At 71.9% G+C, this 25,461-nt stretch carries 22 protein-coding genes; 20 read left to right on the top strand and 2 right to left on the bottom strand.

The annotated features are described in order from the left end of the window. The first annotated feature begins 175 nt into the window (after nucleotides 1–175). The 4 genes from priA (at nucleotide 176) to R9X44_RS24905 (ending at nucleotide 3,008) form a co-directional block, all read left to right on the top strand. Nucleotides 176–895, top strand: coding sequence for a bifunctional 1-(5-phosphoribosyl)-5-((5-phosphoribosylamino)methylideneamino)imidazole-4-carboxamide isomerase/phosphoribosylanthranilate isomerase PriA (gene priA, locus R9X44_RS24920; protein WP_319816691.1), 720 nt, complete (start codon nucleotides 176–178; stop codon nucleotides 893–895). After that, nucleotides 892–1,281 carry a RidA family protein gene (locus R9X44_RS24915; RefSeq protein WP_319816690.1) on the top strand — a complete coding sequence of 130 codons (390 nt, stop codon included), beginning with the start codon at nucleotides 892–894 and terminating at the stop codon, nucleotides 1,279–1,281. The genes priA and R9X44_RS24915 overlap by 4 nt, the downstream gene beginning before the upstream one ends. Then, nucleotides 1,278–2,039: an imidazole glycerol phosphate synthase subunit HisF gene (gene hisF, locus R9X44_RS24910; protein ID WP_319816689.1), complete on the top strand. Its 762-nt coding sequence runs from the start codon at nucleotides 1,278–1,280 to the stop codon at nucleotides 2,037–2,039. The genes R9X44_RS24915 and hisF overlap by 4 nt, the downstream gene beginning before the upstream one ends. A gap of 129 nt (nucleotides 2,040–2,168) precedes the next feature. Continuing rightward, nucleotides 2,169–3,008 (top strand): hypothetical protein, encoded by an 840-nt coding sequence (locus R9X44_RS24905; RefSeq protein ID WP_319816688.1) that lies wholly within the window; start codon nucleotides 2,169–2,171, stop codon nucleotides 3,006–3,008. Nucleotides 3,009–3,887: 879 nt separating this feature from the next. On the opposite strand, the gene R9X44_RS24900 is transcribed toward R9X44_RS24905, so the two are convergent. After that, a complete protein-coding gene (locus tag R9X44_RS24900; RefSeq protein WP_319816687.1) occupies nucleotides 3,888–4,232 on the bottom strand; it encodes a hypothetical protein in 345 nt (114 codons plus the stop codon). A gap of 133 nt (nucleotides 4,233–4,365) precedes the next feature. Beyond that, nucleotides 4,366–5,601 carry a hypothetical protein gene (locus tag R9X44_RS24895; protein WP_319816686.1) on the bottom strand — a complete coding sequence of 412 codons (1,236 nt, stop codon included), beginning with the start codon at nucleotides 5,599–5,601 and terminating at the stop codon, nucleotides 4,366–4,368. Between the two features lie 160 nt (nucleotides 5,602–5,761). Between R9X44_RS24895 and R9X44_RS24890 the strand changes: the two genes are divergently transcribed. The 16 genes from R9X44_RS24890 (at nucleotide 5,762) to gltB (ending at nucleotide 25,452) form a co-directional block, all read left to right on the top strand. After that, nucleotides 5,762–7,621: an ABC transporter ATP-binding protein gene (locus R9X44_RS24890; protein ID WP_413774982.1), complete on the top strand. Its 1,860-nt coding sequence runs from the start codon at nucleotides 5,762–5,764 to the stop codon at nucleotides 7,619–7,621. Further along, nucleotides 7,618–9,453, top strand: a complete 1,836-nt coding sequence (locus tag R9X44_RS24885; protein WP_319816685.1) for an ABC transporter ATP-binding protein — start codon at nucleotides 7,618–7,620, stop codon at nucleotides 9,451–9,453. The genes R9X44_RS24890 and R9X44_RS24885 overlap by 4 nt, the downstream gene beginning before the upstream one ends. Nucleotides 9,454–9,931: 478 nt before the next feature. Further along, nucleotides 9,932–10,138 (top strand): cold-shock protein, encoded by a 207-nt coding sequence (locus R9X44_RS24880; RefSeq protein ID WP_319816684.1) that lies wholly within the window; start codon nucleotides 9,932–9,934, stop codon nucleotides 10,136–10,138. Between the two features lie 389 nt (nucleotides 10,139–10,527). Further along, a complete protein-coding gene (gene hisI / locus R9X44_RS24875) occupies nucleotides 10,528–10,920 on the top strand; it encodes a phosphoribosyl-AMP cyclohydrolase (RefSeq protein WP_319816683.1) in 393 nt (130 codons plus the stop codon). After that, complete coding sequence (locus R9X44_RS24870; protein ID WP_319816682.1) at nucleotides 10,917–11,663, top strand: Trp biosynthesis-associated membrane protein; 747 nt, start codon at nucleotides 10,917–10,919, stop codon at nucleotides 11,661–11,663. Before hisI ends, R9X44_RS24870 begins: the two co-directional genes overlap by 4 nt. 43 nt (nucleotides 11,664–11,706) lie before the next feature. Then, a complete protein-coding gene (locus tag R9X44_RS24865; protein ID WP_319816681.1) occupies nucleotides 11,707–12,399 on the top strand; it encodes a response regulator transcription factor in 693 nt (230 codons plus the stop codon). Nucleotides 12,400–12,640: 241 nt separating this feature from the next. Next, entirely contained in the window at nucleotides 12,641–12,877 is a 237-nt protein-coding gene (locus tag R9X44_RS35815) for a hypothetical protein (protein ID WP_413774981.1), read from the top strand. Between the two features lie 78 nt (nucleotides 12,878–12,955). After that, nucleotides 12,956–13,762 carry an indole-3-glycerol phosphate synthase TrpC gene (trpC, locus tag R9X44_RS24855; protein ID WP_319816680.1) on the top strand — a complete coding sequence of 269 codons (807 nt, stop codon included), beginning with the start codon at nucleotides 12,956–12,958 and terminating at the stop codon, nucleotides 13,760–13,762. 46 nt (nucleotides 13,763–13,808) lie between these two features. Beyond that, nucleotides 13,809–15,023 (top strand): tryptophan synthase subunit beta, encoded by a 1,215-nt coding sequence (gene trpB, locus R9X44_RS24850; RefSeq protein ID WP_319816679.1) that lies wholly within the window; start codon nucleotides 13,809–13,811, stop codon nucleotides 15,021–15,023. Continuing rightward, nucleotides 15,020–15,823, top strand: coding sequence for a tryptophan synthase subunit alpha (gene trpA, locus R9X44_RS24845; RefSeq protein ID WP_319816678.1), 804 nt, complete (start codon nucleotides 15,020–15,022; stop codon nucleotides 15,821–15,823). Before trpB ends, trpA begins: the two co-directional genes overlap by 4 nt. 209 nt (nucleotides 15,824–16,032) lie before the next feature. Continuing rightward, nucleotides 16,033–16,542: a MauE/DoxX family redox-associated membrane protein gene (locus R9X44_RS24840; protein WP_319816677.1), complete on the top strand. Its 510-nt coding sequence runs from the start codon at nucleotides 16,033–16,035 to the stop codon at nucleotides 16,540–16,542. Nucleotides 16,543–16,566: 24 nt separating this feature from the next. After that, complete coding sequence (locus R9X44_RS24835; protein ID WP_319816676.1) at nucleotides 16,567–17,313, top strand: DsbA family protein; 747 nt, start codon at nucleotides 16,567–16,569, stop codon at nucleotides 17,311–17,313. 94 nt (nucleotides 17,314–17,407) lie between these two features. Continuing rightward, the gene (gene lgt, locus R9X44_RS24830) at nucleotides 17,408–18,724 is read left to right on the top strand and encodes a prolipoprotein diacylglyceryl transferase (RefSeq protein ID WP_319816675.1); all 1,317 of its coding nucleotides are present in this window, start codon (nucleotides 17,408–17,410) and stop codon (nucleotides 18,722–18,724) included. Between the two features lie 118 nt (nucleotides 18,725–18,842). Beyond that, a complete protein-coding gene (locus R9X44_RS24825; protein ID WP_319816674.1) occupies nucleotides 18,843–19,646 on the top strand; it encodes a hypothetical protein in 804 nt (267 codons plus the stop codon). Beyond that, nucleotides 19,643–20,584, top strand: coding sequence for a hypothetical protein (locus tag R9X44_RS24820; protein WP_319816673.1), 942 nt, complete (start codon nucleotides 19,643–19,645; stop codon nucleotides 20,582–20,584). Before R9X44_RS24825 ends, R9X44_RS24820 begins: the two co-directional genes overlap by 4 nt. Before the next feature lie 314 nt (nucleotides 20,585–20,898). Then, the gene (gene gltB / locus R9X44_RS24815; protein WP_319816672.1) at nucleotides 20,899–25,452 is read left to right on the top strand and encodes a glutamate synthase large subunit; all 4,554 of its coding nucleotides are present in this window, start codon (nucleotides 20,899–20,901) and stop codon (nucleotides 25,450–25,452) included. The last annotated feature ends 9 nt before the right edge of the window (nucleotides 25,453–25,461 follow it).

The following is a 25,461-nucleotide window of genomic DNA, read 5'->3' as shown; positions in this document are numbered from 1 at the left end:
TCGGTCCCGGGGTTCCGGGAACGCGGCCGAAGTCGCGAACGGTGAGGGTTTTGTCACGCAGAGTGTTACGGGGTAACGGTCGCGTGTCCGGGCGGCGCGCGCTGCGGCTTGGAAGATCATTTACGTCGGGGAGGGGAAAACGCCGGTCAAGGCCGTTCCCGGTAGGCTTTCCGCCATGACCCTGACGCTCCTTCCCGCCGTTGACGTCGCCGATGGCCAGGCCGTGCGCCTGGTCCAGGGCGAGGCCGGCACCGAGACCTCCTACGGCAACCCGCTCGACGCGGCACTCGCGTGGCAGAGCGCCGGCGCCGAGTGGATCCACCTCGTCGACCTCGACGCCGCCTTCGGCCGCGGCTCCAACCGCGAGCTGCTGCGCGAGGTCACCGGGCGGCTGGACGTCAAGGTCGAGCTGTCGGGCGGCATCCGCGACGACGCGTCCCTGCGCGCCGCCCTCGACACCGGCTGCGCCCGCGTCAACCTCGGCACCGCCGCGCTCGAGGACCCCGCGTGGACCCGGCGCGCGATCGCCGAGTTCGGCGACCGCATCGCCGTCGGCCTCGACGTGCGCGGCACCACCCTCGCCGCGCGCGGCTGGACCCGCGAGGGCGGCGACCTGTGGGACGTCCTGGCCCGCCTCGAAGAGGACGGCTGCCCGCGTTACGTCGTCACCGACGTCACCAAGGACGGGACGCTCAAGGGCCCGAACGTCGAGCTGCTGCGTGAGGTGTGCGCGCGTACCGACAAGCCGGTCATCGCCTCCGGAGGGGTGTCCTCCTTGGAGGACCTGAAGGTGCTGAAGGACCTCGTGCCGCTGGGCGTCGAGGGCGCGATCGTCGGCAAGGCCCTGTACGCGCAGGCTTTCACGCTCGAGGAAGCGCTGGAGCTCACTCGATGATCGAGCGGATCTCCTCGGGCGGACCCTGGGAGGAGGTGATCGGGTACTCGCGGGCGGTGCTTGCGGGGGACATGGCTTTCGTCTCCGGCTGCACCTCGACCGTGGACGGCGAGGTCGTCCACGTCGGTGATCCGTACGAGCAGACCCGCACCGCCTTCCGGGTCGCCCTCTGGTCGCTGGAGCGGCTCGGGCTTTCGGCCCGCGACGTCGTCAGGACCAGGATGTACGTCACGTCGCCCGAACACGCCGAGGCCGCCGGACGCGCCCACGGCTCGCTGTTCGGGCACGTGCGGCCCGCCTCCTCCCTGCTGGTGGTGGCGGGCCTGCTCGACCCGCGGATGCTCGTGGAAGTTGAAGTGGACGCCTACCGGGGAGCAGTGGCATGACCGTGGCCGTACGGGTGATCCCGTGCCTGGACGTCGACGCCGGACGCGTCGTCAAGGGCGTCAACTTCCAGAATCTGCGGGATGCGGGCGACCCCGTCGAGCTGGCGCGCCGGTACGACGAGCAGGGCGCGGACGAACTGACGTTCCTCGACATCACCGCCTCCTCCGCCGACCGCTCGACCACCTACGACGTGGTGAGCCGGACCGCCGAGCAGGTGTTCATCCCGCTGACCGTCGGGGGCGGCATCCGGACCGTCGAGGACGTCGACAGGCTGCTGCGCGCGGGCGCGGACAAGGTGTCGATCAACACCGCGGCGATCGCGCGGCCCGAGTTCCTGCGCGAGGCCGCGCACCGGTTCGGCAGCCAGTGCATCGTGCTGTCGGCGGATGCGCGGCGCAGCCCGGAGACCCCCTCTGGCTTCGAGGTGACGACGCACGGCGGGCGCAAGGGCACCGGGATCGACGCGATCGAGTGGTGCCGTCGGGCCGAGGAACTGGGCGTCGGGGAGATCCTGCTGAACTCGATGGACGCCGACGGGACCAAGGCCGGGTTCGACCTCGAGATGCTGCGGCGGGTGCGTGAGGTCGTCGGGGTGCCGGTGATCGCCAGCGGCGGCGCGGGGGCGTTGGAGCACTTCCCGCCGGCGGTCGACGCGGGGGCGGACGCGGTGCTGGCGGCGTCGGTGTTCCACTTCGGGGATCTGCTGATCTCCGAGGTCAAGGGCGCGATCGCGGCCGCGGGGCATCCGGTTCGCTGAGGTTGTCGGGCCCTGGTCGTCTTCGCGGCGTCCAGGGCCCTTTTTATGCTGGAAAGTTTCTTGTGGGAAATGTTGGGGAGTGGGGGTTTTTGGGTGGTGGGTGGGGGGTCATACGCATAACCTGGGTGGGTGAGACTTGCGATCGCGACATGTGCCGCGCTGCCCGAAGGGGACGAGGACACGCCCGCGCTCGTCGCGGAACTCGCCGCGCTCGGGCACCGCGCCGAGGCCGTCCGATGGGACGGGCCCGCCAGATGGGACGACTACGACCTCGTGCTGGTCCGCAGCACCTGGGACTACTCGACGCGGCTCGCGGAGTTCCTCGCGTGGGCAGACTCGGTGCCCCGGCTGGAGAACCGGGCCGAGGTACTGCGGTGGAACACCGACAAGCGCTACCTGCGCGACCTCGGCGCGGCGGGCGTCCCGGTGGTGCCGACGCTGTGGGACCCGGTCGAACTGCCCGAATGGCCCGACTACGTGATCAAGCCCGCGGTCTCGGCGGGCGCGCGCGACACCGCCCGCTGGTCGGCCGAGGAGGCGGCCCCGGCCGCTGAACACCTCGCGCGGCTGCGCGCCGAGGGGCAGACGGTCATGGTCCAGCCCTACCTCGACGCGGTCGACACGGCCGGCGAGACCGCGCTGATCTTCTTCGACGGCGAGTTCAGCCACGCCGTCCGCAAGGCCCCGATCCTGACGGCCGGCGCTGGCGTCCAGCCCATGATCGCCGACGAGAAGGACGCCCGCGAGCAGATCACCCCCCGCGCCCCCTCCAAGGCCGAACTCGCCCTCGCCGCCCAAATCCTCGCCGCCGCCCCCAAAGACCTCCTCTACGCCCGAATAGACCTGATCCCGGGCCCCGACGGCTCCCCCGTCCTCCTAGAACTAGAACTGACGGAACCCTCCCTCTTCCTCCACCACGCCCCCACCGCCACCCCCCACCTAGCCCAAGCCCTAACCCGCAGAACCTAACCCCAACCCCTACTCCTCCGGCCCACTCGCCTAGCGGCTCGCGGCCCTCCGGAGGAGCACCCTCCCCCCGCGAGGCCCCGATGCCCCGCGCGCGGGTCCTGCCCTCCTGGGACCGCGCGGGTCCCCAAGGGCCCGGGCCGCGCGGTCGAGCCTTCTCCTCCTGCTCTGAGGCCCGCGCCCTCGCGCGGGGCTTGGTCGCCTCGGAAGCTCTCGGGCAGCCTGACCCTTGGCCCCGCGCAAATCTGGGCCTCCGGCCCGCTCGCCTGGCGGCTCGCGGCCCTCCGGGGGAGCGCCTTCCCCCCGTGAGGGCCTGACGGCCCGCGCGTGGGGCCTGCCCTCCCTCCCGGAGGACCCGAGGTTCCGCGCGCGGGCCCGCCCTCCTGGTAACGCGCAGGCCCCGAAGGCCCGGGCCGCGTGGTTGAGCCTTCTTCCTCCTGCCTGAGGTCCGCGCCCGCGCGCGGGGCTTGGTCGCCTCGGAAGGTCTTGGGCGGTCCGGCCCTTGGCCCCGGGGAAAATCTGGGCCTCCGGGGGAGAGGGGCCCTTCGTGAGGGTGCGATGGTGCGCGCGTGGGGCTTGGGCTCCTGCTGGTCCCGGAGGTTCGGGCTATGGGGGCGAGCTTGCGCTTCTTGCCTGCGGGCCGCGTTTGGGCGCGAGGGGCGGTCCGGTGCGGGAGGTCTGGGGCGGTTGGCGCTGGCCTGGGGGGGAGTTGGGGCTTTGGGGGGTGGGGTGGTGGCGGGGCGCGTGGGGTGGTGGAGGGCGCGTCCAGCGCCGGTCGGCTCTCGCGGGCTTCGGGGGAGGGCTTGGGAGCCGTTAGGCGAGCGAGTTCGGAGGGGGGACGGCGGCTTGAGGCGCCCGATCACCGCCGTGCCGGAGGCGCGGCTACTCGGTGACTGTGACGCCGGTGGAGATTTCTACGATTACTTGGTCTTGGGTGATGGACTTGACGCGGAGGTTGAAGTCGCCGGATTGTTCGGCGTCGTTGAGGGGGACCGTGACGTTCTGGCCGCCGATCTTGACGGTGACCGTGGTGTCGGTGGCTTCGACGAGTTCGGCTTCGACGCCGAGGACCTTGGCCTTGGCGTCGACGCCGCGGTCGAAGGTGACGGTGCAGGTGCCGGTGGTGAGGGCGCAGTCGGTGTTCTCGCTCGAGCAGGCCGACGCCGTCCCGAGGGCGAGGGCGAGCAGGGGGGCGGCCAGGAGAAGGCGCGTCTTAGCGGAGATCATGCGAGCGAGTGTAGGCGCAGGGTAGGGGTCGGCACATCGCGCTGGGGGACCACTGTTACGTGCGTCCGTAGGAGGATGCGGGGGGTTCGGCCGATACCGGGCGACGATTTCCCGTGACGTGTTCGCCGGGCCGTCAGGGCTCGCGGGAGGCGCGGTCGACGGCGGCGGACACCACGCCGGGTTCCTCGGCCGCGCACGACGCCAGGCGGCGCAGGCGGAGGCTGTTGTCCTCGGTGAGGGGGGCCATGCTCGCGCCGATGCGGCGGGCCTCCTCCTCGCAGTCCCACAGGGCCTCGGCGGCGTGCGCCTCGGCGGTGTGCGGGGCGGTGCGCAGCAGCGCGGTGAGCAGGCGCGGCCGCAGATAGGCGTACTCGGTGGCGGTCCACGCCTCCTTCAGCAGCGGCACCGCCGCCCCGGCGCGCAGCCGTCCGAGCCCTTCGACGGGATGCGCGGCCTGCCCCCAGGCGCGCGCTTTGAGCGCCGCTTCGAGGTCGTCGACGAGGACGGGGACGTCCTGGGCGGTCCCGTGGCCGGCGAGGATCGCGATCGCGACCTTCCGGCAGCCCGGCGTCCCCGCGGCCCACCGTCGCGCGCTGGGCAGCGCGGCGGGCCCGCACTCGCGCAGCGCCCGGCAGATGACGCCGCGCCAGCGCCCCTGCCCCTCGGGCAGGAACTCCTCGGCGAGGTCGAAAAGGGCGGGACTGCGCCGTCTGCCGAGTTCAAGGATCGCCTCGACCGACGCGTCCGACCGCTGGTGCGCCAGCGCGACGAGCTCGCCGTCCGAGCCCGTCGGCCGCACATGCTCACGCTGGCGCGGGGTCGGCCCGGTGCCGCGCCTGGCGACGGCGTCGGCGATCGCCGTGTGCTCGGCGGCCCACTGCCTGATGACGGGATTGCCGGGATCGTCCACGAGCCAGTGCAGGTCGTCCTCGTCGCACCGGGCCGCCGCGACTGACCCGAGCCCGTGCACGAGCGCCGGGTCGCCCAGCGAGACGAGCGCGTCGAGCGCCTCGAACCAGTGGGTCCCCTCCGACGCGTACCGCCGCAGCGGGGTCGCGGCCTCCCGGCGGCTCAGCCGGACGAGGTCGGTGAGGGTGTCGATGGCCAGGGAGGCGCGCCACTCGTCGCCGTCGGCGGAGTCGGCCGGGTCGAACAGGTGGTCCGACAGCGGGTGGACGGGCAGCTCGAGGTCGACGATCAGCCGCGCGTAATAGAGGCTGCGCGACTCGACCTGGCGGTCCCAGCGCGGATCCCTGCGGACGCAGTCGTAAACGAACTCTCCCGCGCCCCGGGTGCGGGCCGCCCGCCTGGCGGCCCTGCCGAGACCGCGCTGGAGCTGGCCGTGCAGGGTGTCGACTGGCTGCGTCACATGTGCGTCCACCCCGCCAGCATGCGCAGGTGAGGACACGGTGGGCAAGTGCCTTTTCCCTGACGGGTCCGGATGATCTCCGCGCGGCTCCACTTCGTCGGCATTTGTCGCTTCCCAGTGATCTTCGGGAATATCCGTCGGCGCCCGATGGTAGGCATGGATGCCGAAACAAACGGGTGACAGTGGGAGATCTTTCGTGACACAACGCGTCAACCCCCAGGTCCTGCGTGCGGGCCTGCGGGTGCTGGGGGTGGCGATCCGCACCGAGCCGCTCATGTTCGCGCTGTCCGTCGTGGCCAGCGCGCTTTACGGCGGTATGACGGTGGCGAGCGCCTGGGTGCTGGGCGAGGTCACCGAGCGGGTGATCCTCCCGGCGTTCGAGGCCGGTGAGACGACCCGGGGCGCGCTCGTCGCGGGCGGGGCGGCGATCGTCGGCGTCGCGGTCCTGAAGGCGCTCGGCGTCGCGGGACGCAGGTTCTGGGCCGGGCTCATGCAGTACAACCTGCAAGCGCGCTACCGGCGCTCGGTAACGCGCCAGTACCTGCGGCTGCCGCTCGCCTGGCACCACCGCCACCCGACGGGCCAGCTGCTGTCCAACGCCAGCAGCGACGTCGAGGCGACGTGGGCGCCGATCGCGCCGCTGCCGATGGCCGTCGGCGTGGTGTTCATGCTCGTGTTCGCCGCCGCCTCGATCCTCGCGATCGACCTGCCGCTCGCGCTCGTCGGCTTCCTGCTCTTCCCGCTGATCGCGCTGCTGAACCTCGCCTACCAGCGGGTCCTTTCGCCCCGGGTGGCGCACGCGCAGCAGCTGCGCGCGGAGGTCAGCGAGGTCGTCCACGAGAGCTTCGAGGGCGGCCTCGTGGTCAAGACCCTCGGGCGTGAGGCGGCCGAGACCGAGCGGTTCCGCACGGCCGCCGAGCAGCTGCGCGACGCCAACGTCACCGTCGGACGGGTCCGCGGGCTCTTCGACCCGGTTCTCGAGTCCCTGCCCCGTTTCGGGGTGCTCGCGGTGCTGCTGTTCGGCTCCGCCCGCCTCGACGCGGGAGCGATCAACACAGGCGACCTCGTCCAAGTGTGTTATCTGTTCACCCTGCTTTCGTGGCCCGTACGGTCGCTCGGATGGGTGCTGGCCGAGCTGCCGCGCAGCGTCGTCGGCTGGGACAGGGTCCGGGCCGTCCTGGACGCCGAAGGCTCGATGCCGTACGGCGAGGACTCCTTGACGTCCCAGCAGGCGGCCCGCCTTGAGGCGGAGAACCTGACCTTCGGTTACGCCGACGACACCACTGTCGTGTCCGGCGCGGCCCTGAGCGTCGAGCCGGGACGTACCCTCGCCCTGGTCGGCCCGACGGGTTCCGGCAAGTCGACCCTCGCGTCACTGCTCGTCCGTCTGGTCGACCCCCGCGAGGGCGTCGTGCGCCTCGACGGACGCGACGTACGCGAGCTCGCCCCCGGGGAGGTGGCACGCGCCGCAGCCCTCGTCCCCCAAGACACCTTCCTGTTCGACGACACCGTACGCGGCAACGTCGATCTTGAAGGCGACCTCTCCGACGCCGACATCTGGGCGGCCCTGCGCCTCGCCCAGGCCGACGGGTTCGTCGCGGGCCTGCCCGACGGCATCGACACCCGCCTCGGCGAACGCGGCGCGACACTCTCGGGCGGCCAGCGGCAAAGGCTCGCGCTCGCCCGCGCGCTGGTGCGCCGGCCCCGGCTGCTGATCCTTGACGACGCCACCTCGAGCGTCGACCCGCAGGTGGAGGCCCGCATCCTCGCCGGACTGCGCGACACCGCCGCGACCGTCGTGGTGGTCGCCTACCGCAAGGCGACGATCGCGCTCGCCGACGAGGTCGTGCACCTCGTGCGCGGCGGCGTGGCCGACCGGGGCGGGCACGTCGAGCTGCTCGCCCGCTCGGCCGCCTACCGGGACCTGGTGAACGCCTACGAGAACGCCGAGGCCGAACGCGAGGCGGAACGCGAGGCACTCGATGAGGACGCGGACGCCGGAGAGGACGTGCGGGCATGACCGTCATGACGGACAAGAGCGCCGCGACCAAGGGCGACAGGCCCACGGGCGAAAGCGGACTGAACGAGACATCCCTCAGCGAGGGCGCGATCGCCACACTGCGGCGCGGGCTCGCGCTCGCCCCCGAGTTCCGGCGCGGCCTCGCCCTCACCCTCCTGCTCGCGCTCGTCGCGACGGCCGGGCGCACGGTCGTCCCGATCGCCGTCCAGCAGACCATCGACCACGGGCTGCCGATGGGCGGCAGCCCCGACCTCGGCTACGTGCGCAACGCCGTCCTGATCTGCGCGGTGGTCACCGTGCTCACCGCGCTGAGCGCCTACCTGATGAACGTGCGGCTGTACAAGCGGACCGAGGGGTCGCTGGCGACCTTGCGGGTGAAGGCATTCCGGCACGTCCACGACCTGTCGATGCTCACCCAGAGCGGGCAGCGCAGGGGCGGCCTGGTGTCCCGGGTCACCGGAGACGTCGACCAGATCAGCCAGTTCATGCAGTGGGGCGGGCTGATGCTGCTGATCTCCGTGGGGGAGGTCGCCGTCGTCACCGCGCTGATGGCGGTCTACTCCTGGCAGCTCACCCTCGTCGTCTGGATCGCGTTCCTGCCGCTGGCGTTCGCGCTGCGGTTCTTCCAGAGGCTGATCTCCCGCGCGTACATGACGGTAAGGGAGCGGATGGGCGATCTGCTCGCGGCCGTCAGCGAGTCGGTGGTGGGCGCGCCGGTGATCAAGGCGCACGCGGCCGAGCGGCGCACCGCCGACCGGGTCGACCTCGCCGTCGAGCGGGGGCGGGCCGCGCAGAAGCGGGCGCAGGGGCTGGTCGCGATGACGTTCCCGAGCAGCGAGATCGTCGCGGCGATCGCGACGGCGGCGGTGGTCGTCGGCGGGGTGATGCTCGGGGTCGGGGGCGGGATCAGCGCTGGCGAGCTCGTCGCGTTCCTGTTCCTTGTGACGCTGTTCGTCAGCCCGATGCAGCAGGCCACCGAGATCCTCAACGAGGCGCAGAACGCGATCGCGGGGTGGCGGCGGGTCCTCGGCGTCCTGGACACCGAGCCCGACGTCGCCGACCCGGGCGAGGACGGGCACGTCCTGCCGCGCGGGCCCGTCGAGGTGCGCTTTTCGGACGTGGCGTTCGCCTACCCGTCGGGGCCGCGCGTCCTCGACGGGGTCGACGTGCGCATCCCGCCGCGCGCGAGGATCGCCGTCGTGGGCGAGACGGGCTCGGGCAAGACGACGTTCGCCAAGCTCCTCACCCGGCTCATGGACCCCGCTGAGGGGACCGTCCTTGTCGACGGGGTGCCGCTGGACCGGGTCAGGTTCTCCTCGCTGCGCGAGCGGATCGTCATCGTCCCGCAGGACGGTTTTCTCTTCGACACCACGCTCGGGGAGAACATCCGGTACGGACGGCCGTCGGCGACTGACGCGGAGATCACCGAGGCGCTCGGCGCGCTCGGCCTCGCCGACTGGCTGGAGAGCCTGCCGCGCGGGCTCGACACCCCCGTCGGGCAGCGCGGGGAGTCCCTGTCGGCGGGGGAGCGGCAGCTCGCCGCCCTCGCCCGCGCCTACCTCGCCGACCCCGACCTGCTCGTCCTTGACGAGGCCACCTCGGCCGTCGACCCGGCCACCGAGGTCCGCATCCAGCGCGCGCTGGACGGCATCACCCGCGGCCGCACCTCGGTGACGATCGCGCACCGCCTGTCCACCGCCGAGGCCGCCGACGAGGTCCTCGTCTTCGACAAGGGCAGAATCGTCCAACGCGGACACCACGAGGCCCTCGTCGCGACCCCGGGCGTCTACGCCGACCTTCACAGGTCCTGGAGGGCCCAGAGATCCCTGTGACGCCCGGGCGGCCCGGCGGCGGGACCCGTGCCTCAAAATTAAGGAAAGTTTCTGGACATCCGTCTTATCTGACAACGTATGTCTGCCTGATTTCGAGATTGAGCCGTCGCCGGGTTGTGAGCTTGGTGTTATCAAGGCTGTGTCCAGCGGCTCGGCTGACGAGGGATGCGGAAGGTGTCGGCGGGGATACGCAACGGATCTGTGGAATCGGTCGGGTAGGGGGCAGGAGCGGGGGAATTCCCTTACTGGGCAGGGTTTTCTGGTCTCGCGACGGCTCGCCCTCCGGTGATACTCTCAGCCCCAGCGGTAGCAGTCTTGGTTCGTTACGTGTTCTGCCAGTGGTATAACGCCCGCGCGAACGATGGACAGCGGGCGTCTTGGCTTTCCCGGGGACGGTACCCGGGGGCGAGGACCCCCCGTGCAGGCCGCGGTGGGGCCACGAGGTGTGGACCCGTGTTTTGCCGCAAGGAGAAAGACCATGGCCCAGCAGGGCACCGTGAAGTGGTTCAACGCCGAGAAGGGCTACGGCTTCATCGCCGTGGACGGCGGCGGACCCGACGTCTTCGTCCACTACTCGGCCATCCAGACCTCCGGCTACCGGAGCCTCGAGGAGGCCCAGCGCGTCGAGTTCGAGGTGACCCAGGGCAACCGGGGCCCGCAGGCGGACCAGGTCCGGCCGATTTAATTGCCGCGCCTCCGGCGCGGCGGTGATTGGGCGCCTCGAGTCGCCGTCTTCCCTCCGGACTTGCTCGCCTTGCGGCTCACAAGTCCTCCGGTCCAGACGGCGACGCGCCCAATCACTCTGGGGTCTTCCACTCAGAGGCCGTGGCCTTGGCTGGGCTGGAACCCTCGCGCAGCGTTAAGGCTCGGGGACGTGGGCCTGGGTGGGCTTGGACGCGTTGCGCGGGGTGAGAAGCGTTGCGCGGGGGGTGAGCTCTGGGGGTGTGGCTCCGGGGCGGCTGGAGACCTCGCGCGGGGTCGCGTGGGGGTGTGGGGGTGGTGGGCTGGGGCGCCTTGGGGGGGTGGGGGTTGGGGTGTCGTGGGTGGGGGTGGGGGGTGGGTAGGGTTTGGGGTATGTCTGTGCAAGTGCCTGCGGCTGCTGGTAGCACCGCGCTTGATCCTAAGATCGCCGCTCGGCTTAAGCGGACCGGGGACGGGCTTGTTCCGGCCGTGGTGCAGCAGCACGACACCCTTGAGGTGTTGATGATGGGGTGGATGGACGACGAGGCGCTGCACCGCACGCTGACCACCGGGCGCTGCACGTTCTGGTCGCGCAGCCGCAAGGAGTACTGGGTCAAGGGCGCGACGTCGGGGCACGCCCAGTGGGTGAAGTCCGCGGCGCTCGACTGCGACGGCGACGTGATCCTCGTCAAGGTCGACCAGGTCGGCGCGGCCTGCCACACCGGCGACCGCACCTGCTGGGACGCCGACGACCTCGGCGCGGTCGTGGGATCGCCCGACCAGTGAGCGCCCCGCACGCCCCCGTGGACGTCGCCGAGGGCCCGGGAACGGCGGCTCCCGCGCCGTCCCGCCGCGAGATGGGCGCGGTCGCGCTCGTCTGCGCGGCGGCCGCCGCCCTGGTGATCTTCGCGACCGGGCGCGTGTGGGCCTACGCCACGCTCTCCGGCACCGGCCACGCGGCCGGCGCGACCGACCTCACCGGCGCGGACCTCACCGCGACGTCCGCGCTCGGCTGGGCCGCCCTTGCCGCGATGGCCGCGGTGTTCGCCACCCGGGCCGCCGCCCGGATCGCCGTCGGGGCGCTGCTCGCCCTGCTCGGCGCGGGCGCCGTCCTGCTGGCCCTCACCTCGACCGACGACGCCTCGGTGCTCGCGGCGCTGACCGGCGACACCGGCCAGATCGTCATCGTCACCGGCGAGACCGCGGCGGCCGAGGCCACCGCGTGGCCCTGGCTGACGGCGGCGGGCGGCGTCGTCGTCGCGCTGTGCGGCCTGTGGACCGCCGTGCGCGGCAGGGCCTGGCCCGGCATGTCCGCGCGCTACGAGCGCGGCTCCCGCCCGGTCAGGGCCGCCGAGGCCGACGACCCGTCGGCGCTGTGGAAGTCGCTCGACCGGGGCGAGGACCCCACCGCCGACGAGCCCGCCGAGCCCGACCACGACAAGTCCGACCACGACAAGTCCGACCACGACGAGCGGCACATCTCCGGCGAGTCCGGCGAAGGCTCCGGCGTGTCCCCCGCCGCGCGCTGAGCGCGGACCCGCCGCGGCCCTCTGGCACGACCCCCTTGGAAGCGTGGCACCACTGAACACCGACGCCCCCCGCCCTCCCGAGCCAGGCGGCACGGTCCTGGTCTTCGAGCACGACCCCGACGTCGCCGAGCTCCAACGCCTGTACCTGACGCGCGCGGGCTACCGCGTCGTCGTGGAGGCCGACCGCGCCCACCCCGCCGACGCGATCGCGCGCGTCGCGCCCGACGCCGTCGTCCTCGACCTGTCCGCGCTGCCGCCGCAGCTGCCCGCCGCCGAGCTGTACCGGCGGGTCGCCGACGCGGCACGGCCCGCTCCCGTCATCCGGGTCCTGCCGCCCAGCAGGAGCGAGGCCCCCGGTGAGCGCGCGGTGGTGCGCCCGTTCAGCCCGCGCGCGCTCGTCGCGGCGGTCTCGGCCGCGCTGCGCGCGCACGCCGAGGACACCGCCGCCGACGTGCTGCGGGCCGGCGCGCTCGTGCTCGACCCGCGCACCCGCTCGGTCCGCGCCGGAGACCGGCCCGCCACCCTGACGGCCACCGAGTTCGACCTCCTCGCCCACCTGCTGCGCCACCCCGGCCGCGTCTTCACCCGCGAACAGCTCCTGGCCGCCGCCTGGAGCCCCGGCGGCGGCGCGGGCGTCCGCACCGTCGACGTCCACGTCGCCCAGCTGCGCGCCAAACTCGGCCCGGCCAGCCCCATCCGCACAGTCCGCGGCGTCGGCTACGCCGCCGACATCTAACCCCGCACATCTCAGTGGGGTGTGCTCGTGGTGGGGTGGGTGGGGCGCTACCGTGGGGTGGGTGATGGGGGCTCAGGGGGTTCGGGGGGGTGCCGTGCTCGGCCCGCTCGCGGTGCTCGCGGCGGGGGGTGCGGCGTTCGCCTATGTGGGTGTGGTCGATCCGAATGAGGCGGGGCACTATCCGACATGCCCGTTTCTGGCGATCACCGGGTTGGCGTGTCCGGGGTGCGGGGGGTTGCGCATGGCGCACGCGCTCGCGCACGGGAGGCTCGGTGAGGCGGTCGGGTTGAACGCGCTCGCGTTCGCGCTGGTCCTCGTCGCCGCCTATCTGTGGGTGCTGTGGACCGTCGCCTCAGTGCGCGGCATCCCGGTCCGCACACGCCTCGGCGACCGCTGGACGATCTTCGCGCTCACCGGCGCGATCGTCGTCTTCTGGATCGTCCGCAACCTGCCGTTCGGGCAGGCACTGGCCCCGTGAGAGCGGGGGCGTGTGTGAGCGAGGTCCCGTGAGGCGGCTAACATCGGCAGGTACAGCAACCGTGACGAGGGGACAACCGTGAGCGTTCTCGACGAGATCATCGACGGAGTGCGCGCGGATCTCGCGGACCGGCAGCGCACCGTCGCGCTAGAGGAGCTGAAGGAGCGCGCCGCGGCCGCCGCGCCGCCCCGTGACGCCCTCGCCGCGCTCGGCGGCGACGGCGTCGCGGTCATCGCGGAGGTCAAGCGCAGCAGCCCGTCCAAGGGCGCGCTCGCGGCCATCGCCGACCCCGCCGCCCTGGCCCGCGACTACGAGTCGGGGGGCGCGAAGGTCATCAGCGTGCTCACCGAGCGCCGCCGCTTCGGCGGCAGCCTCGACGACCTCGCCGAGGTCCGCGCCAACGTCGACATCTGTGTCCTGCGCAAGGACTTCATCGTCACCGCCTACCAGCTGTGGGAGGCCCGTGCCTACGGGGCCGACCTGGCGCTGCTGATCGTCGCGGCGCTCGAGCAGGAGGCGCTGGTGTCCCTGATCGAGCGGGCCGAGTCCATCGGGCTCACCCCGCTGGTCGAGGTGCACACCGAGGAGGAGGTGGAGCGTGCCGTCGCCGCGGGGGCCAAGGTCATCGGCGTCAACGCCCGCAACCTCAAGACCCTGGAGGTCGAGCGGGGCACCTTCGCCCGCCTGGCCCCGCTGATCCCCGCCGACCGCATCAAGATCGCCGAGTCCGGCGTCCGAGGCCCGCACGACCTGCTGTCCTACGCGTCCGCGGGGGCGGACGCGGTCCTGGTCGGCGAGAGCCTGGTGACGGGCAAGGACCCGCGCGCCGCCGTCGCCGACCTCGTCGCCGCCGGAGCGCACCCCGCCCTGCGTCAGGGCAAGTAGTCGGCAGGGCGTCCCAGACAACCCGCTGCCCAACAGGAAAGTCCTCATGACCATCGACAACGCCGTGCCGGACGCCGCGGGGCGCTTCGGCCGGTTCGGCGGGCGCTTCGCGCCCGAGGCGCTCATGGCCGCGCTCGACCAGCTCGAGACCGAGTACCTCAAGGCCAAGGACGACCCGGCCTTCCAGGCCGAGTTCCAGGACCTGCTCACCAACTACGCGGGCCGGCCGAGCCTGCTCACCGAGGCGCCGAGGTTCGCCGCGCACGCGGGCGGGGCCCGCATCCTGCTCAAGCGCGAGGACCTCAACCACACCGGCTCGCACAAGATCAACAACGTGCTCGGCCAGGCGCTGATGACCAGGCGCATGGGCAAGACCCGGGTGATCGCCGAGACCGGCGCGGGCCAGCACGGCGTGGCCACCGCGACCGCCGCCGCGCTGCTCGGCCTCGAGTGCACGGTCTACATGGGCGAGGTCGACACCCAGCGCCAGGCGCTGAACGTCGCGCGCATGCGGATGCTGGGCGCGGAGGTCGTCCCGGTCAAGAACGGCAGCCGCACCCTGAAGGACGCCGTCAACGAGGCGTTCCGCGACTGGGTCGCCTCCGTGGACGACACGCACTACGTGATCGGCACGGTCATGGGCCCGCACCCGTTCCCGATGATGGTCCGCGACTTCGTGCGGGTCGTCGGCGTCGAGGCGCGCGAGCAGAGCCTGGCGCAGCTCGGCAGGCTCCCCGACGCGGTCGTCGCGTGCGTGGGCGGCGGCTCCAACGCGATCGGCATCTTCCACGACTTCATCCCCGATGAGGGCGTCCGCCTGTACGGGTTCGAGGCGGCCGGCGAGGGCGTCGAGACGGGCAGGCACGCCGCGACCATGACGGCCGGGGCCGTCGGCGTCATCCACGGCATGCGCACCTACCTCCTGCAGGACGAGGAGGGCCAGACGATCGAGTCGCACTCGATCTCCGCGGGCCTCGACTACCCGGGCGTCGGCCCCGAGCACTCGTGGCTGAAGGACACCGGCCGCGCGACCTACGCGGCGATCACCGACGCCGAGGCGATGGACGCGTTCGCGCTGCTGTGCCGCACCGAGGGCATCATCCCGGCGATCGAGTCGGCGCACGCGCTGGCCGGCGCGATCAAGGTCGGCAAGGAGCTGGGCCCCGAGGCGACCATCGTGGTGTGCCTGTCGGGCCGCGGCGACAAGGACATGCACACCGCGGCCGCCTACTTCGGCCTGATGCCGGAGGAGGAGCAGTGAGCGTTTCCGTCGCGTTCGACAAGGCCAAGGCCGAGAACCGGGCCGCGCTCGTCGGCTACCTGCCCGCCGGGTTCCCCAGCGTGGAGGGCGGGATCGAGGTCGCGCGGGCGATGGTGGCGGGCGGCTGCGACGTCATCGAGATCGGCCTGCCCTACACCGACCCGCTGATGGACGGCCCGACCATCCAGGACGCCGTGCACCGCTCCCTCACCGGGGGCGCGCGCCTGGCCGACGTGTTCCGCACGGTCGAGGCGGTCGCCGAGACGGGTGCGGCGACGCTCGTCATGACGTACTGGAACCCGGTCGACCGGCACGGCGTCGAGCGCTTCGCCCGCGAGCTCAAGGACGCGGGCGGCTCCGGCCTGATCACGCCCGACCTCACCCCCGAGGAGGGCGAGGAGTGGCTCGAGGTCGCCGACGCGCTCGACCTCGACAAGGTCTTCCTCGTCGCGCTCAGCTCCACCGAAGAGCGGATCAAGAAGATCACCGAGGTCTGCCGTGGCTTCGTGTACGCCGCGTCGCTCATGGGCGTCACCGGCGCGCGCAAGGCGATCGACACCGGCGCGCCGGGCCTCGTCGCGCGCACCAAGGCGCAGACGTCGCTTCCGGTCGGGCTCGGCCTCGGCGTCGGCACCGGGGCGCAGGCCGCGGAGGTCGCGGGCTTCGCTGACGGCGTCATCGTCGGCTCCGCCTTCATCCGCCGCGTCCTCGACGCCTACACCCTCGCCGACGGCGTCCGCGACGCCCGTGCCCTCGCCGAGGAACTTGCCGAAGGCGTGCGCGGCCGCGCCCGGCACTGAGGACAAAAGCCCTTCAGCCGGTGCCCCAAGGTCCGGGGCACCGGCTTCTTCGTGCCGGTAGTCTTTGCTTTCGGTGACGCCGCGCGCACGCTTCGCGTCCGAAGGGGCCGTGCCGGCTCCGGCGTCGCGCCCCGCGTGCTGATCGGGGGCTTACCCGCGTCCGGCTAGCCTGCCGGTGGAAATCCGGTGTGAAAGGTGAGGTGGGAGGCATGGTGGCCGATACCCGGGACGACACGGGGCCCGAGTCGCCGACGCGGCGCGCGCCCTGGACTGAGTGGGTCACCTTCGCCGCACGGCTGGGCCTGGCCGGGGTGCTGTTCTGGGCGGGGTGGACCAAGTTCACCGAGCCCGCGCCGCTCCAGCGCCAGGCCGTCGCGGCTTACGAACTGCTGCCCGACGCGCTGATCGGCCCGGTCGGGCACGGCCTGCCCGTCCTGGAGATGGTCCTCGCGCTGCTGCTCGTGGTCGGTTTCGCGACGCGGCTGAGCGCGATCCTTTCCGGCCTGCTGATGATCGTGTTCATCGGCGGGATCGCCTCGGCGTGGGCGCGCGGCCTGACGATCGACTGCGGGTGCTTCGGCGGGGGCGGCACCGTCGCCGCGGGGGAGACCAAATACCTCCAGGAGATCCTGCGGGACGTCGGATACCTGGCGCTCGCGGTGTGGATCACCGTGCTCGCGCCGGGCCGTCTCGCGGTGGACCGCAGGATCGGCCTGTAGGAAGAAACGATCGAGGGGGATCGGATGGGCAAGTCCTCGCGGGAGCGTTCCGCGCGGGAGAGGATCGCCGAGGAGCGCAGGCTCCAGGCCAAGCGGGACAAGCAGGTCAAGGCGCTGGCGGTCGGCGGGGGCGCGCTCGCGCTGATCGCGGTCGCCGTGGGCCTCGTCGTGCTGGCGAACTCGGGGGGAGGCGACAAGATGGAGTACACCGGGGCGCTCGCGCCGACGAGCAGACAGGACGACGGCTCGGTCGTCATGGCCAAGGAGGGCGTCACCGGGCCGACGGTCGAGGTCTACGAGGACTTCCAGTGCCCGGCCTGCAAGAGCCTTGAGGAGACCACGGGCGCGACGCTCAAGGAGCTCGCCGCGCAGGGCAAGGCGAGGGTCGTCTACCGGCCGTTCCGGCTGTTCAGCGAGGACCCGCTGAAGTCCAACTCCGAGCGGGCCGCCAACGCCGCGCTGTGCGCGCCGGGCGACAACTGGGTGCGGTTCCACGACAGGCTGTTCGCCGAGCAGCCCAAGGAGGGCAAGGTCGGCTTCGAGAACTCCGACCTGATCGCCTGGGCGGCCGACTACGGGATCAGCGGCTCGGCCTTCGAGTCGTGCGTCAACGGCAATGAGAAGTCCGCGCAGGTCCAGGCGATGACCGACCACGCGTTCAACATCGGCAAGGTCCAGTCGACGCCGACGATCATGCTCGACGGCAAGAACATCACCGAGCAGGCGTGGACGCCCGACGACCTCACCAAGGCGGTCACCGGGACGTCCTGACGCCGGGACCGCGGCGGGCACGGAGGCGGCGGGCCGGAGTCCGCCGCCTCATCATGTGCCCGAGGAGGGCCCCGGACGCGGTAACGTCACGGGCATGCTGCTCGCCTCGATCCCGAGCCCGTCCCAGGGCGTCTGGCACCTCGGCCCGTTCCCCCTCCGGGCTTACGCGCTGATGATCATCATCGGCGTGATCGTCGCCGTCTGGCTCGGTGACAAGCGCTGGGTCGCCAAGGGCGGCGAACCCGGCACCGTCATCGACATCGCCGTCTGGGCCGTGCCGTTCGGCCTCGTCGGCGGCAGGCTGTACCACGTCATCACCGACTACCAGATGTACTTCGGCGAGGGCCGCGACCCGATCGACGCGCTGAAGATCTGGCACGGCGGCCTCGGCATCTGGGGGGCGATCGCGCTCGGCGCGCTCGGCGCGTGGATCGGCTGCCGGCAGAAGGGCGTGCGCCTCGCCCCGCTGGGCGACGCGGTCGCGCCCGGCATCGCCCTCGCGCAGGCCATCGGCCGCTGGGGCAACTGGTGGAACCAGGAGCTTTACGGCAAGCCCTCCACGCTGCCGTGGGCCGTGGAGATCGACCAGGCGCACCGGCCGAAGGACTCCTTCGGCGTCGTGCTGCCCGAGTACGCCGACGTCACCACCTACCACCCGACCTTCCTGTACGAGTCGCTGTGGTGCGCCGCCCTGGCCTTCGTGCTGATCTGGGCCGGCAAGAAGTGGAACCTCAACCACGGCAGGACCTTCGCCCTGTACGTCGCGGGCTACACCCTCGGGCGCGGCTGGATCGAGCTGCTGCGCATCGACAACGCGCACGAGTTCCTCGGCCTGCGCCTCAACGCCTACACGTCGCTGCTGGTGTTCGCCGCCGCGGTCGGCTACCTGTACCTCAACCGGAACAAGGGCGCGGTGCCCGAGCGGCTGGACGACGGCCACAGCTACTTCCCCGACGTCGACGACACCGCCGACACCGCCGAGGCCGACGCCGACCCGGACGGCGACAAGCCGCTCGACGCCGCCGACACCGAGCCGACCGAGGACCTGTCGGCCGTGCCGCCGGAGGAGCGCGCCCGCGCCGCCGAGGAGGCCGCCGCCAAGGCCGAGGCCGAGCGCCCGGCCAAGGACGCGGAGACCGAGACCGAGACAGGCCAGCCCGAGCCCGCTGACGAGTCCGTCGACGCTGACGAGCCCGTCGCGGCCGAGCCCGTCGAGCCCGTCGCGGACGAGGCCAAGGCCGACGTGCCCGCGCCCGCCAAGGAGTCAGCGGAGGCCGACGCCGCGCCGGACGAGCCCTCGGGCTCGACCGCGCCCGCCGACCCCGAGCCCGACCCCGAGCCCGCTGACGCCGACGCGAAGGCCGACGCCGAGCGGGCCGACGAGGACGAGGCGGTCAAGGACCGGGCCTGACGAGCCAACCCCTGGCCGGTCTCCGGCCGGTCGGGCGGAGAAGGTGTGCGAGATCGGCGCGGGCGGGGGAGCCGAGCGGCCCCCCGCCCGCGCCGATGCTCGATAAGCTCTCGTCGCGATGTCTGAAATGCCTGGAGGATCGGTGGCCGGTACGAGCGCGCGGACGAAGTCCGCGGAAGAGGAGATCTGGCCCGAGCCCTCCTCACGCGGTGGCGCGGGCGGCAAGGGCAAGATCATCGTCGCGGCGGTCGCCGCGGTGGTGCTCGTCGTGGCGGCCGCCGTCGCCTGGTTCGTGCTGGGTTCCGGCGACGGGGACAAGGGTGCGGCGTCCCCCACGAGCGGGCACGTGCCCGACGCCTACGTGCCGCAGTCGCCGGGGCAGAACGCCGGGAAGGTCGCGTCGCGCAAGACCGACATCCGCCCGTTTACCGAGGGCGAGCTGTTCGACGCGATGAAGCAGGTGAAGTACCGCTCCTACACGTTCGAGCTGAAGGGTGCGGAGGTCACCGACGACTGCGCGTCGGCGGTGTGGGGCCAGCTGCTCGTGGAGACCCTGGAACGCGGCGACTGCACCCAGGCGGCGCGCGGCGCGTACCTGTCCAAGGACGGCAAGGGCGCGGGGATCTTCGCGGCGTTCAACATGGCCGACCAGCGCGCGGCGCAGCAGGTGCTGAACGCGCTCGACCCCGAGCTCAAGGGCGGGTTCGTGCGGCCGCTGCCGATCGACGGCGTCACCGACTTCGGCTCGGGATTCACCGCCGCCTACACCCAGGCCATCGGCCACTACGTGATCATGAGCTGGGTCGGCAGGTCCGACGGTTCGCCGCCGGAGGCGATGAACGAGCTGATCGACACGAGCCTCGCCGTGCAGAAGCCCGAGGAGTTCGCCTGGGGCCGGATCGTGCTGCTCGACCCCCGATGAACGATCCGCGCCTTCCCCGTCAGTCCGCGCCCGGGCCACGGCCGCCGCAGGGCCGTCCCGTGCCGCGTCCGCGCTACCCGGAGGCGGCTTATCCGGAGGCGGCCGTGACGGGGCCGAATCCGGTCCTGCCGGACCCGGCCAAGGAGCGCGACGCCGTCGCCGACAAGGGCGCACAGCCGCGCAAGGGCGGCGGGGGCGGCGCGAAGCGGCCGGGCAAGGGAAAGCGCAGGTCGCAGGTGTTCTTCGGCGCGGCCGCCGCGCTGCTCGTGGTCGTCCTGGCCGCCGTGGTCGCGGTGTTCGCGCTGCGGCCCGACTCCTCGGACGACCCCGGCCAGGCCGGGGGAGTGCGCATGGGCGAGCCCGAGGTGAACGGCTTCACGCCGGGCAGCTATTCGTCGTCCCCGTCCACCGACGTGTTCGCCGAGATCGACACCCGGGCGCTCGACCCCGAGCCGCTGAAGGCCGAGGAGATGTTCCCCAAGGGCTCGGCGCTTGAGGACGAGACCACCGGCGCGAAGCTCGCCCGCCGCGCCGCCGTCGCCGACACCGACTGCGCCGACGCGATCTGGGGCCAGAGCCTCGCGCGGGCGCTCGGCGCGGCGGGATGCAGTCAGGCGGTCCGCGGACTTTACACGGACGCAAAGAAGGGCTTCGCGGCTCTTGTGGCGGTCTACAACCTGAGGGACTCCTCGGCCGCCAATGCCGCTGTTGAGGCGTTCGGCGCGGGAAGCGCGGGATTCGTGCGCGTTCCCGAGGAAGCGCCGGAGTTCTTCGGGCAGGGCTTCGGGATGGCGCGTGGAATAGCCATGGGCCACTACGCGTTGATCGCATGGGTGCAGCGGACGGATGGCACCGGTGACGGGCGCAGCGCCGCGCTCCTTTCCGTGCTGGTTACGGCCGCGGAAGCCGACGCCCTGTACACCCGCGCGGCCGGATGACCTGCGTGTTTCCGTGAGGTTGATCACGGATGAACGGACAGGTCTAGACCTGGTGGGTCTGGTTTGTCCGGCTATGATGGGGTAGGCATACAGGACGGCGCCGGCCCGGAAGGGCCGGAACCGCCCGGCGGCGTGCCCTGGAGCTGATCGACGAAGACAGCTACCGGCGAAAGGATTCGTTTCGAAAGTTTCGCCAACCCACCCAGTCGGGCATGATCTGGGCATTGATGTAACCTTTAGGTAATACTCGCAGCAGGGCCAACGCCGTCCCGAACTGCACTTGTCAGTTGACAGTGAACTTTACGGGAGGGTTGATGGCGGCTGCTGCCCTCACACCTGGTCAGCCTGAAGCGCAGGGGCTCTACGACCCGGCCAACGAGCACGACGCCTGCGGCGTCGGCCTCGTGGCCGACCTTCACGGGCGCAAGACGCACGAGATCGTAGAGAACGCGCTGACGGTCCTGCGCAACCTCGACCACCGCGGCGCGGTCGGCGCTGAGCCCGACGACGGCGACGGCGTCGGCATCCTCACCCAGATCCCCGACGCGTTCTTCCGCGAGGTAGTCGACTTCGAGCTTCCCGAAGCCGGCGCCTACGCCGCAGGTCTCGCCTTCCTCCCCGCCGAGGCCGAGGAGCGCGCGGCCGCCGTCGCGCACATCCACGCCGTCGCGGCGGAAGAGGGCCTTGCCGTCCTCGGCTGGCGCGAACTGCCGATCGACCCGACCTTCTGCGGCCCCGCCGCGCGGCGCGTCATGCCGCACTTCAGCCAGCTCTTCCTCACCACGGCGTCGGACGGCCCCTTCGCCGGGCGCAAGGGCCTTGAGCTGGACCGCGTCGTGTTCTGCGCCCGCGAGCGCATCGAGCAGGACGTGCGCGTCTACTTCCCGAGCCTGTCCAGCCGGACCATCGTCTACAAGGGCATGCTCACCACCCCGCAGCTTGAGCCGTTCTTCCCCGACCTGTCCGACCGCCGGTTCAGCACGGCGATCGCGCTGGTCCACTCGCGGTTCTCCACCAACACCTTCCCGGCGTGGGAGCTGGCGCACCCCTACCGCTACCTCGCGCACAACGGTGAGATCAACACAGTCAAGGGCAACCGGAACTGGATGCGCGCGCGTGAGGCGCTGCTCGCGTCCGACGTGCTGCCCGGCGACATCTCCCGGATCTTCCCGGTCATCGACATCGAGGCGTCCGACACCGCGTCCTTCGACGAGGCGCTCGAGCTGCTGCACCTGGGCGGCCGTTCGCTGCCGCACGCGGTGCTGATGATGATCCCCGAGGCGTGGGAGAACCACACCGAGATGGACCCCGCCCGGCGGGCGTTCTACGAGTTCCACTCGACGCTGATGGAGGCATGGGACGGTCCCGCCTCCGTCTCCTTCACCGACGGCACCGTCGTCGGCGCGGTCCTCGACCGCAACGGCCTGCGTCCCGGCCGCTTCTGGGTGACCGAGGACGGGCTCGTCGTGCTGTCGTCGGAGTCCGGCGTGCTCGACATCGACCCGGCCAAGGTCGTCCGCAAGGGCCGCCTTCAGCCCGGCAAGATCTTCGTGGTCGACACCGAGGCCGGCCGGATCGTGGAGGACGACGAGGTCAAGGCGTCCCTCGCCGCCGAGCACCCGTACCAGGAGTGGCTCGATGAGGGCCTCGTGCGCTTCCAGGAGCTGCCGCCGCGTGAGCGCGAGGTTCCCACGCACGATACCCTCGTGCGCCGTCAGCAGACCTTCGGCTACACCAACGAGGAACTGCGCGTCATCCTGACGCCGATGGCCGCCACCGGCGCGGAGCCGATCGGCTCGATGGGCACCGACACCCCCGTCGCCGCCCTGTCGGAGAAGCCGCGGCTGCTGTTCGAGTACTTCAAGCAGCTGTTCGCGCAGGTCACCAACCCGCCGCTGGACGCCATCCGCGAAGAGATGATCACTTCGCTGCAGTCCACGCTCGGCCCGGAAGGCAACCTGCTCGACCCCGGCCCCGACTCCTGCAAGCGCCTCGTCCTCCAGACGCCGATCCTGGACAACGAGGAACTCGCCAAGATCATCCACATCAACGACGAGGGCTCCCTCCCGCACCTGCAGGCCCATGTCGTCCACGGCACCTACCCGGTGGCCGGGGGCGGCGCGGCGCTCGTCAAGCGGCTTGAGGAGATCTGCTCGGAGGTGTCCCGCGAGATCGCGGCGGGCGCGCGCATGATCGTGCTGTCCGACCGCGGCGCGGACTCCGCCCTCGCGGCGATCCCGTCGCTGCTGCTCACCGGCGCGGTCCACCACCACCTCATCCGCGAGAAGACCCGCACCCGGGTCGGCCTCGTGGTCGAGGCCGGCGACGCCCGCGAGTGCCACCACATGGCCCTGCTCATCGGCTACGGCGCTTCCGCGGTCAACCCGTACCTGGCGATCGAGACCGTCCAGGACCTGGTCCGCACCGGCGCGCTCAAGGGCGTCGACGAGGCCAAGGCCGCGCGCAACCTCGTGAAGGCGTACGGCAAGGGCGTCCTCAAGGTCATGTCCAAGATCGGCGTCTCGACCGTCGCGTCGTACACCGGCGCGCAGATCTTCCAGGCCATCGGCCTTGGCGGCGAGGTCATCGACCGCGCCTTCACCGGCACGTCCTCGCAGATGGGCGGCATCGGCTTCGCCGAGATCGCCCGCGAGGTCGCCGCCCGGCACACCCGCGCCTACCCCGTGAGCGGCAACGAGACCGCGCACCGCACCCTCGAGGTCGGCGGCGAGTACCAGTGGCGGCGCGAGGGCGAACCGCACCTGTTCAACCCGCAGACGGTCTTCAAGCTCCAGCACGCCACCCGCACGCGGCGCTACGAGATCTTCAAGGAGTACACCAAGCTGGTGGACGACCAGTCCGCCCAGCTGATGACGCTGCGCGGCCTGTTCTCCTTCAGGTCCGACCGGCCCTCGATCCCGATCGAGGAGGTCGAGTCCGTCGCGGAGATCGTCAAGCGGTTCTCCACGGGCGCGATGTCCTACGGCTCGATCTCGGCCGAGGCGCACGAGACCCTCGCGATCGCGATGAACCGGCTCGGCGCGAAGTCGAACACCGGTGAGGGCGGCGAGGACCCCGCGCGCTTCACCCCGGACGCCAACGGCGACTCGCGCCGCTCGTCCATCAAGCAGGTCGCGTCCGGGCGCTTCGGCGTCACCTCGGAGTACCTGACCAACGCCGACGACATCCAGATCAAGATGGCGCAGGGCGCGAAGCCCGGCGAGGGCGGCCAGCTGCCCGGCCACAAGGTGTACCCGTGGGTCGCCAAGACCCGGCACTCCACGCCCGGCGTCGGCCTCATCTCGCCGCCGCCGCACCACGACATCTACTCGATCGAGGACCTCGCCCAGCTCATCCACGACCTCAAGAACGCCAACCCGGCCGCGCGCGTGCACGTCAAGCTCGTGTCCGAGGTCGGCGTCGGGACCGTCGCGGCGGGCGTGTCCAAGGCGCACGCGGACGTCGTGCTGATCTCCGGCCACGACGGCGGCACCGGCGCGTCGCCGCTCACCTCGCTCAAGCACGCGGGCGCGCCCTGGGAGCTCGGCCTGGCCGAGACCCAGCAGACGCTGCTGCTGAACGGGCTGCGCGACAGGATCGTGGTGCAGACCGACGGTCAGATGAAGACCGGCCGCGACGTCGTCATCGCCGCCCTGCTGGGCGCCGAGGAGTACGGCTTCGCGACGGCCCCGCTGATCGTGTCGGGCTGCGTCATGATGCGCGTCTGCCACCTCGACACGTGTCCGGTCGGCGTCGCCACCCAGAACCCGGTCCTGCGCGAGCGGTTCTCCGGCAAGCCGGAGTTCGTCGTCAACTTCTTCGAGTTCATCGCCGAGGAGGTACGCGAGCTGCTCGCCGAGCTGGGCTTCCGCAGCCTTGACGAGGCCATCGGCCAGGTCGGCGTCCTGGAGACCCGCGCGGCGGTCGACCACTGGAAGGCCGCCGGGCTCGACCTGTCGCCGATCTTCCACACGCCCGAGCTGCCCGAGGGCGCGGCGCTCAAGTGCGTCACGACCCAGGACCACGGGCTGGAGAAGGCGCTGGACAACACGCTGATCCAGCTCGCCGAGGGCGCCGTCGCGTTCGGCGACCGGGTGAAGCTCGAGCTGCCGATCCGGAACGTCAACCGGACGGTCGGCACGATGCTCGGCCACGAGGTGACCAAGAAGTGGGGCGGCGAGGGCCTTCCCGCCGACACCATCGACATCACCTTCACCGGCTCGGCCGGCAACTCGTTCGGCGCGTTCGTCCCCGCGGGCATCACCCTGCGGCTGGTCGGCGACTCCAACGACTACCTCGGCAAGGGCCTGTCCGGCGGCCGGATCACGGTGCAGCCCGACCCGTCGGCGCAGTTCAACGCCGAGGACCAGATCATCGCCGGAAACGTCCTGCTCTATGGGGCGACGTCCGGTGAGGCGTTCCTGCGCGGCCTGGTCGGCGAGCGGTTCTGCGTCCGCAACTCCGGCGCGACCGCCGTCGTGGAGGGCGTCGGCGACCACGGCCTCGAGTACATGACCGGCGGACGCGCGGTCATCCTCGGGCCGACCGGCCGCAACCTCGCGGCGGGCATGTCCGGCGGCATCGCCTACGTGCTCGACCTCCAGCCCCAGCGCGTCAACCCCGAGATGGTCGAGATCGAGGCGCTGAGCACCGAGGACCGCGACGCGCTGCACGGACTCGTCGCGCGGCACGCCGAGGAGACCGGCTCGACCGTCGCGGCCAAGCTGCTCGCCGAGTGGGACAGCGCGGTCGAGCGGTTCAGCAAGATCATGCCGCGCGACTACAAGCGGGTGCTGGCGGCCAAGGCCGCGGCCGAAGCCGAGGGACGCGACGTCGACGAGGCCATCATGGCCGCCGCACAGGGATAGGAGGCGAGA

Source organism: Actinocorallia sp. A-T 12471 (genome assembly GCF_033875155.1).
Lineage (GTDB): Bacteria > Actinomycetota > Actinomycetes > Streptosporangiales > Streptosporangiaceae > Actinocorallia.
The sequence above is the reverse complement of the archived record's forward strand: the minus strand, read 5'-3'. Positions and strand labels throughout refer to the sequence as shown.

Coding starts and splice junctions, on each gene's coding strand:
- R9X44_RS24900 (WP_319816687.1), bottom strand. CDS start 4,232: ATGATCTCCGCTAAGACGCGCCTTCTCCTGGCCGCCCCCCTGCTCGCC.
- R9X44_RS24885 (WP_319816685.1), top strand. CDS start 7,618: ATGACCGTCATGACGGACAAGAGCGCCGCGACCAAGGGCGACAGGCCC.
- R9X44_RS24880 (WP_319816684.1), top strand. CDS start 9,932: ATGGCCCAGCAGGGCACCGTGAAGTGGTTCAACGCCGAGAAGGGCTAC.
- hisF (WP_319816689.1), top strand. CDS start 1,278: ATGACCGTGGCCGTACGGGTGATCCCGTGCCTGGACGTCGACGCCGGA.
- R9X44_RS24825 (WP_319816674.1), top strand. CDS start 18,843: ATGTCTGAAATGCCTGGAGGATCGGTGGCCGGTACGAGCGCGCGGACG.
- R9X44_RS24820 (WP_319816673.1), top strand. CDS start 19,643: ATGAACGATCCGCGCCTTCCCCGTCAGTCCGCGCCCGGGCCACGGCCG.
- trpB (WP_319816679.1), top strand. CDS start 13,809: ATGACCATCGACAACGCCGTGCCGGACGCCGCGGGGCGCTTCGGCCGG.
- priA (WP_319816691.1), top strand. CDS start 176: ATGACCCTGACGCTCCTTCCCGCCGTTGACGTCGCCGATGGCCAGGCC.
- R9X44_RS24835 (WP_319816676.1), top strand. CDS start 16,567: ATGGGCAAGTCCTCGCGGGAGCGTTCCGCGCGGGAGAGGATCGCCGAG.
- gltB (WP_319816672.1), top strand. CDS start 20,899: ATGGCGGCTGCTGCCCTCACACCTGGTCAGCCTGAAGCGCAGGGGCTC.
- hisI (WP_319816683.1), top strand. CDS start 10,528: ATGTCTGTGCAAGTGCCTGCGGCTGCTGGTAGCACCGCGCTTGATCCT.
- R9X44_RS35815 (WP_413774981.1), top strand. CDS start 12,641: ATGGCGCACGCGCTCGCGCACGGGAGGCTCGGTGAGGCGGTCGGGTTG.
- lgt (WP_319816675.1), top strand. CDS start 17,408: ATGCTGCTCGCCTCGATCCCGAGCCCGTCCCAGGGCGTCTGGCACCTC.
- R9X44_RS24840 (WP_319816677.1), top strand. CDS start 16,033: ATGGTGGCCGATACCCGGGACGACACGGGGCCCGAGTCGCCGACGCGG.
- R9X44_RS24890 (WP_413774982.1), top strand. CDS start 5,762: ATGCCGAAACAAACGGGTGACAGTGGGAGATCTTTCGTGACACAACGC.
- R9X44_RS24915 (WP_319816690.1), top strand. CDS start 892: ATGATCGAGCGGATCTCCTCGGGCGGACCCTGGGAGGAGGTGATCGGG.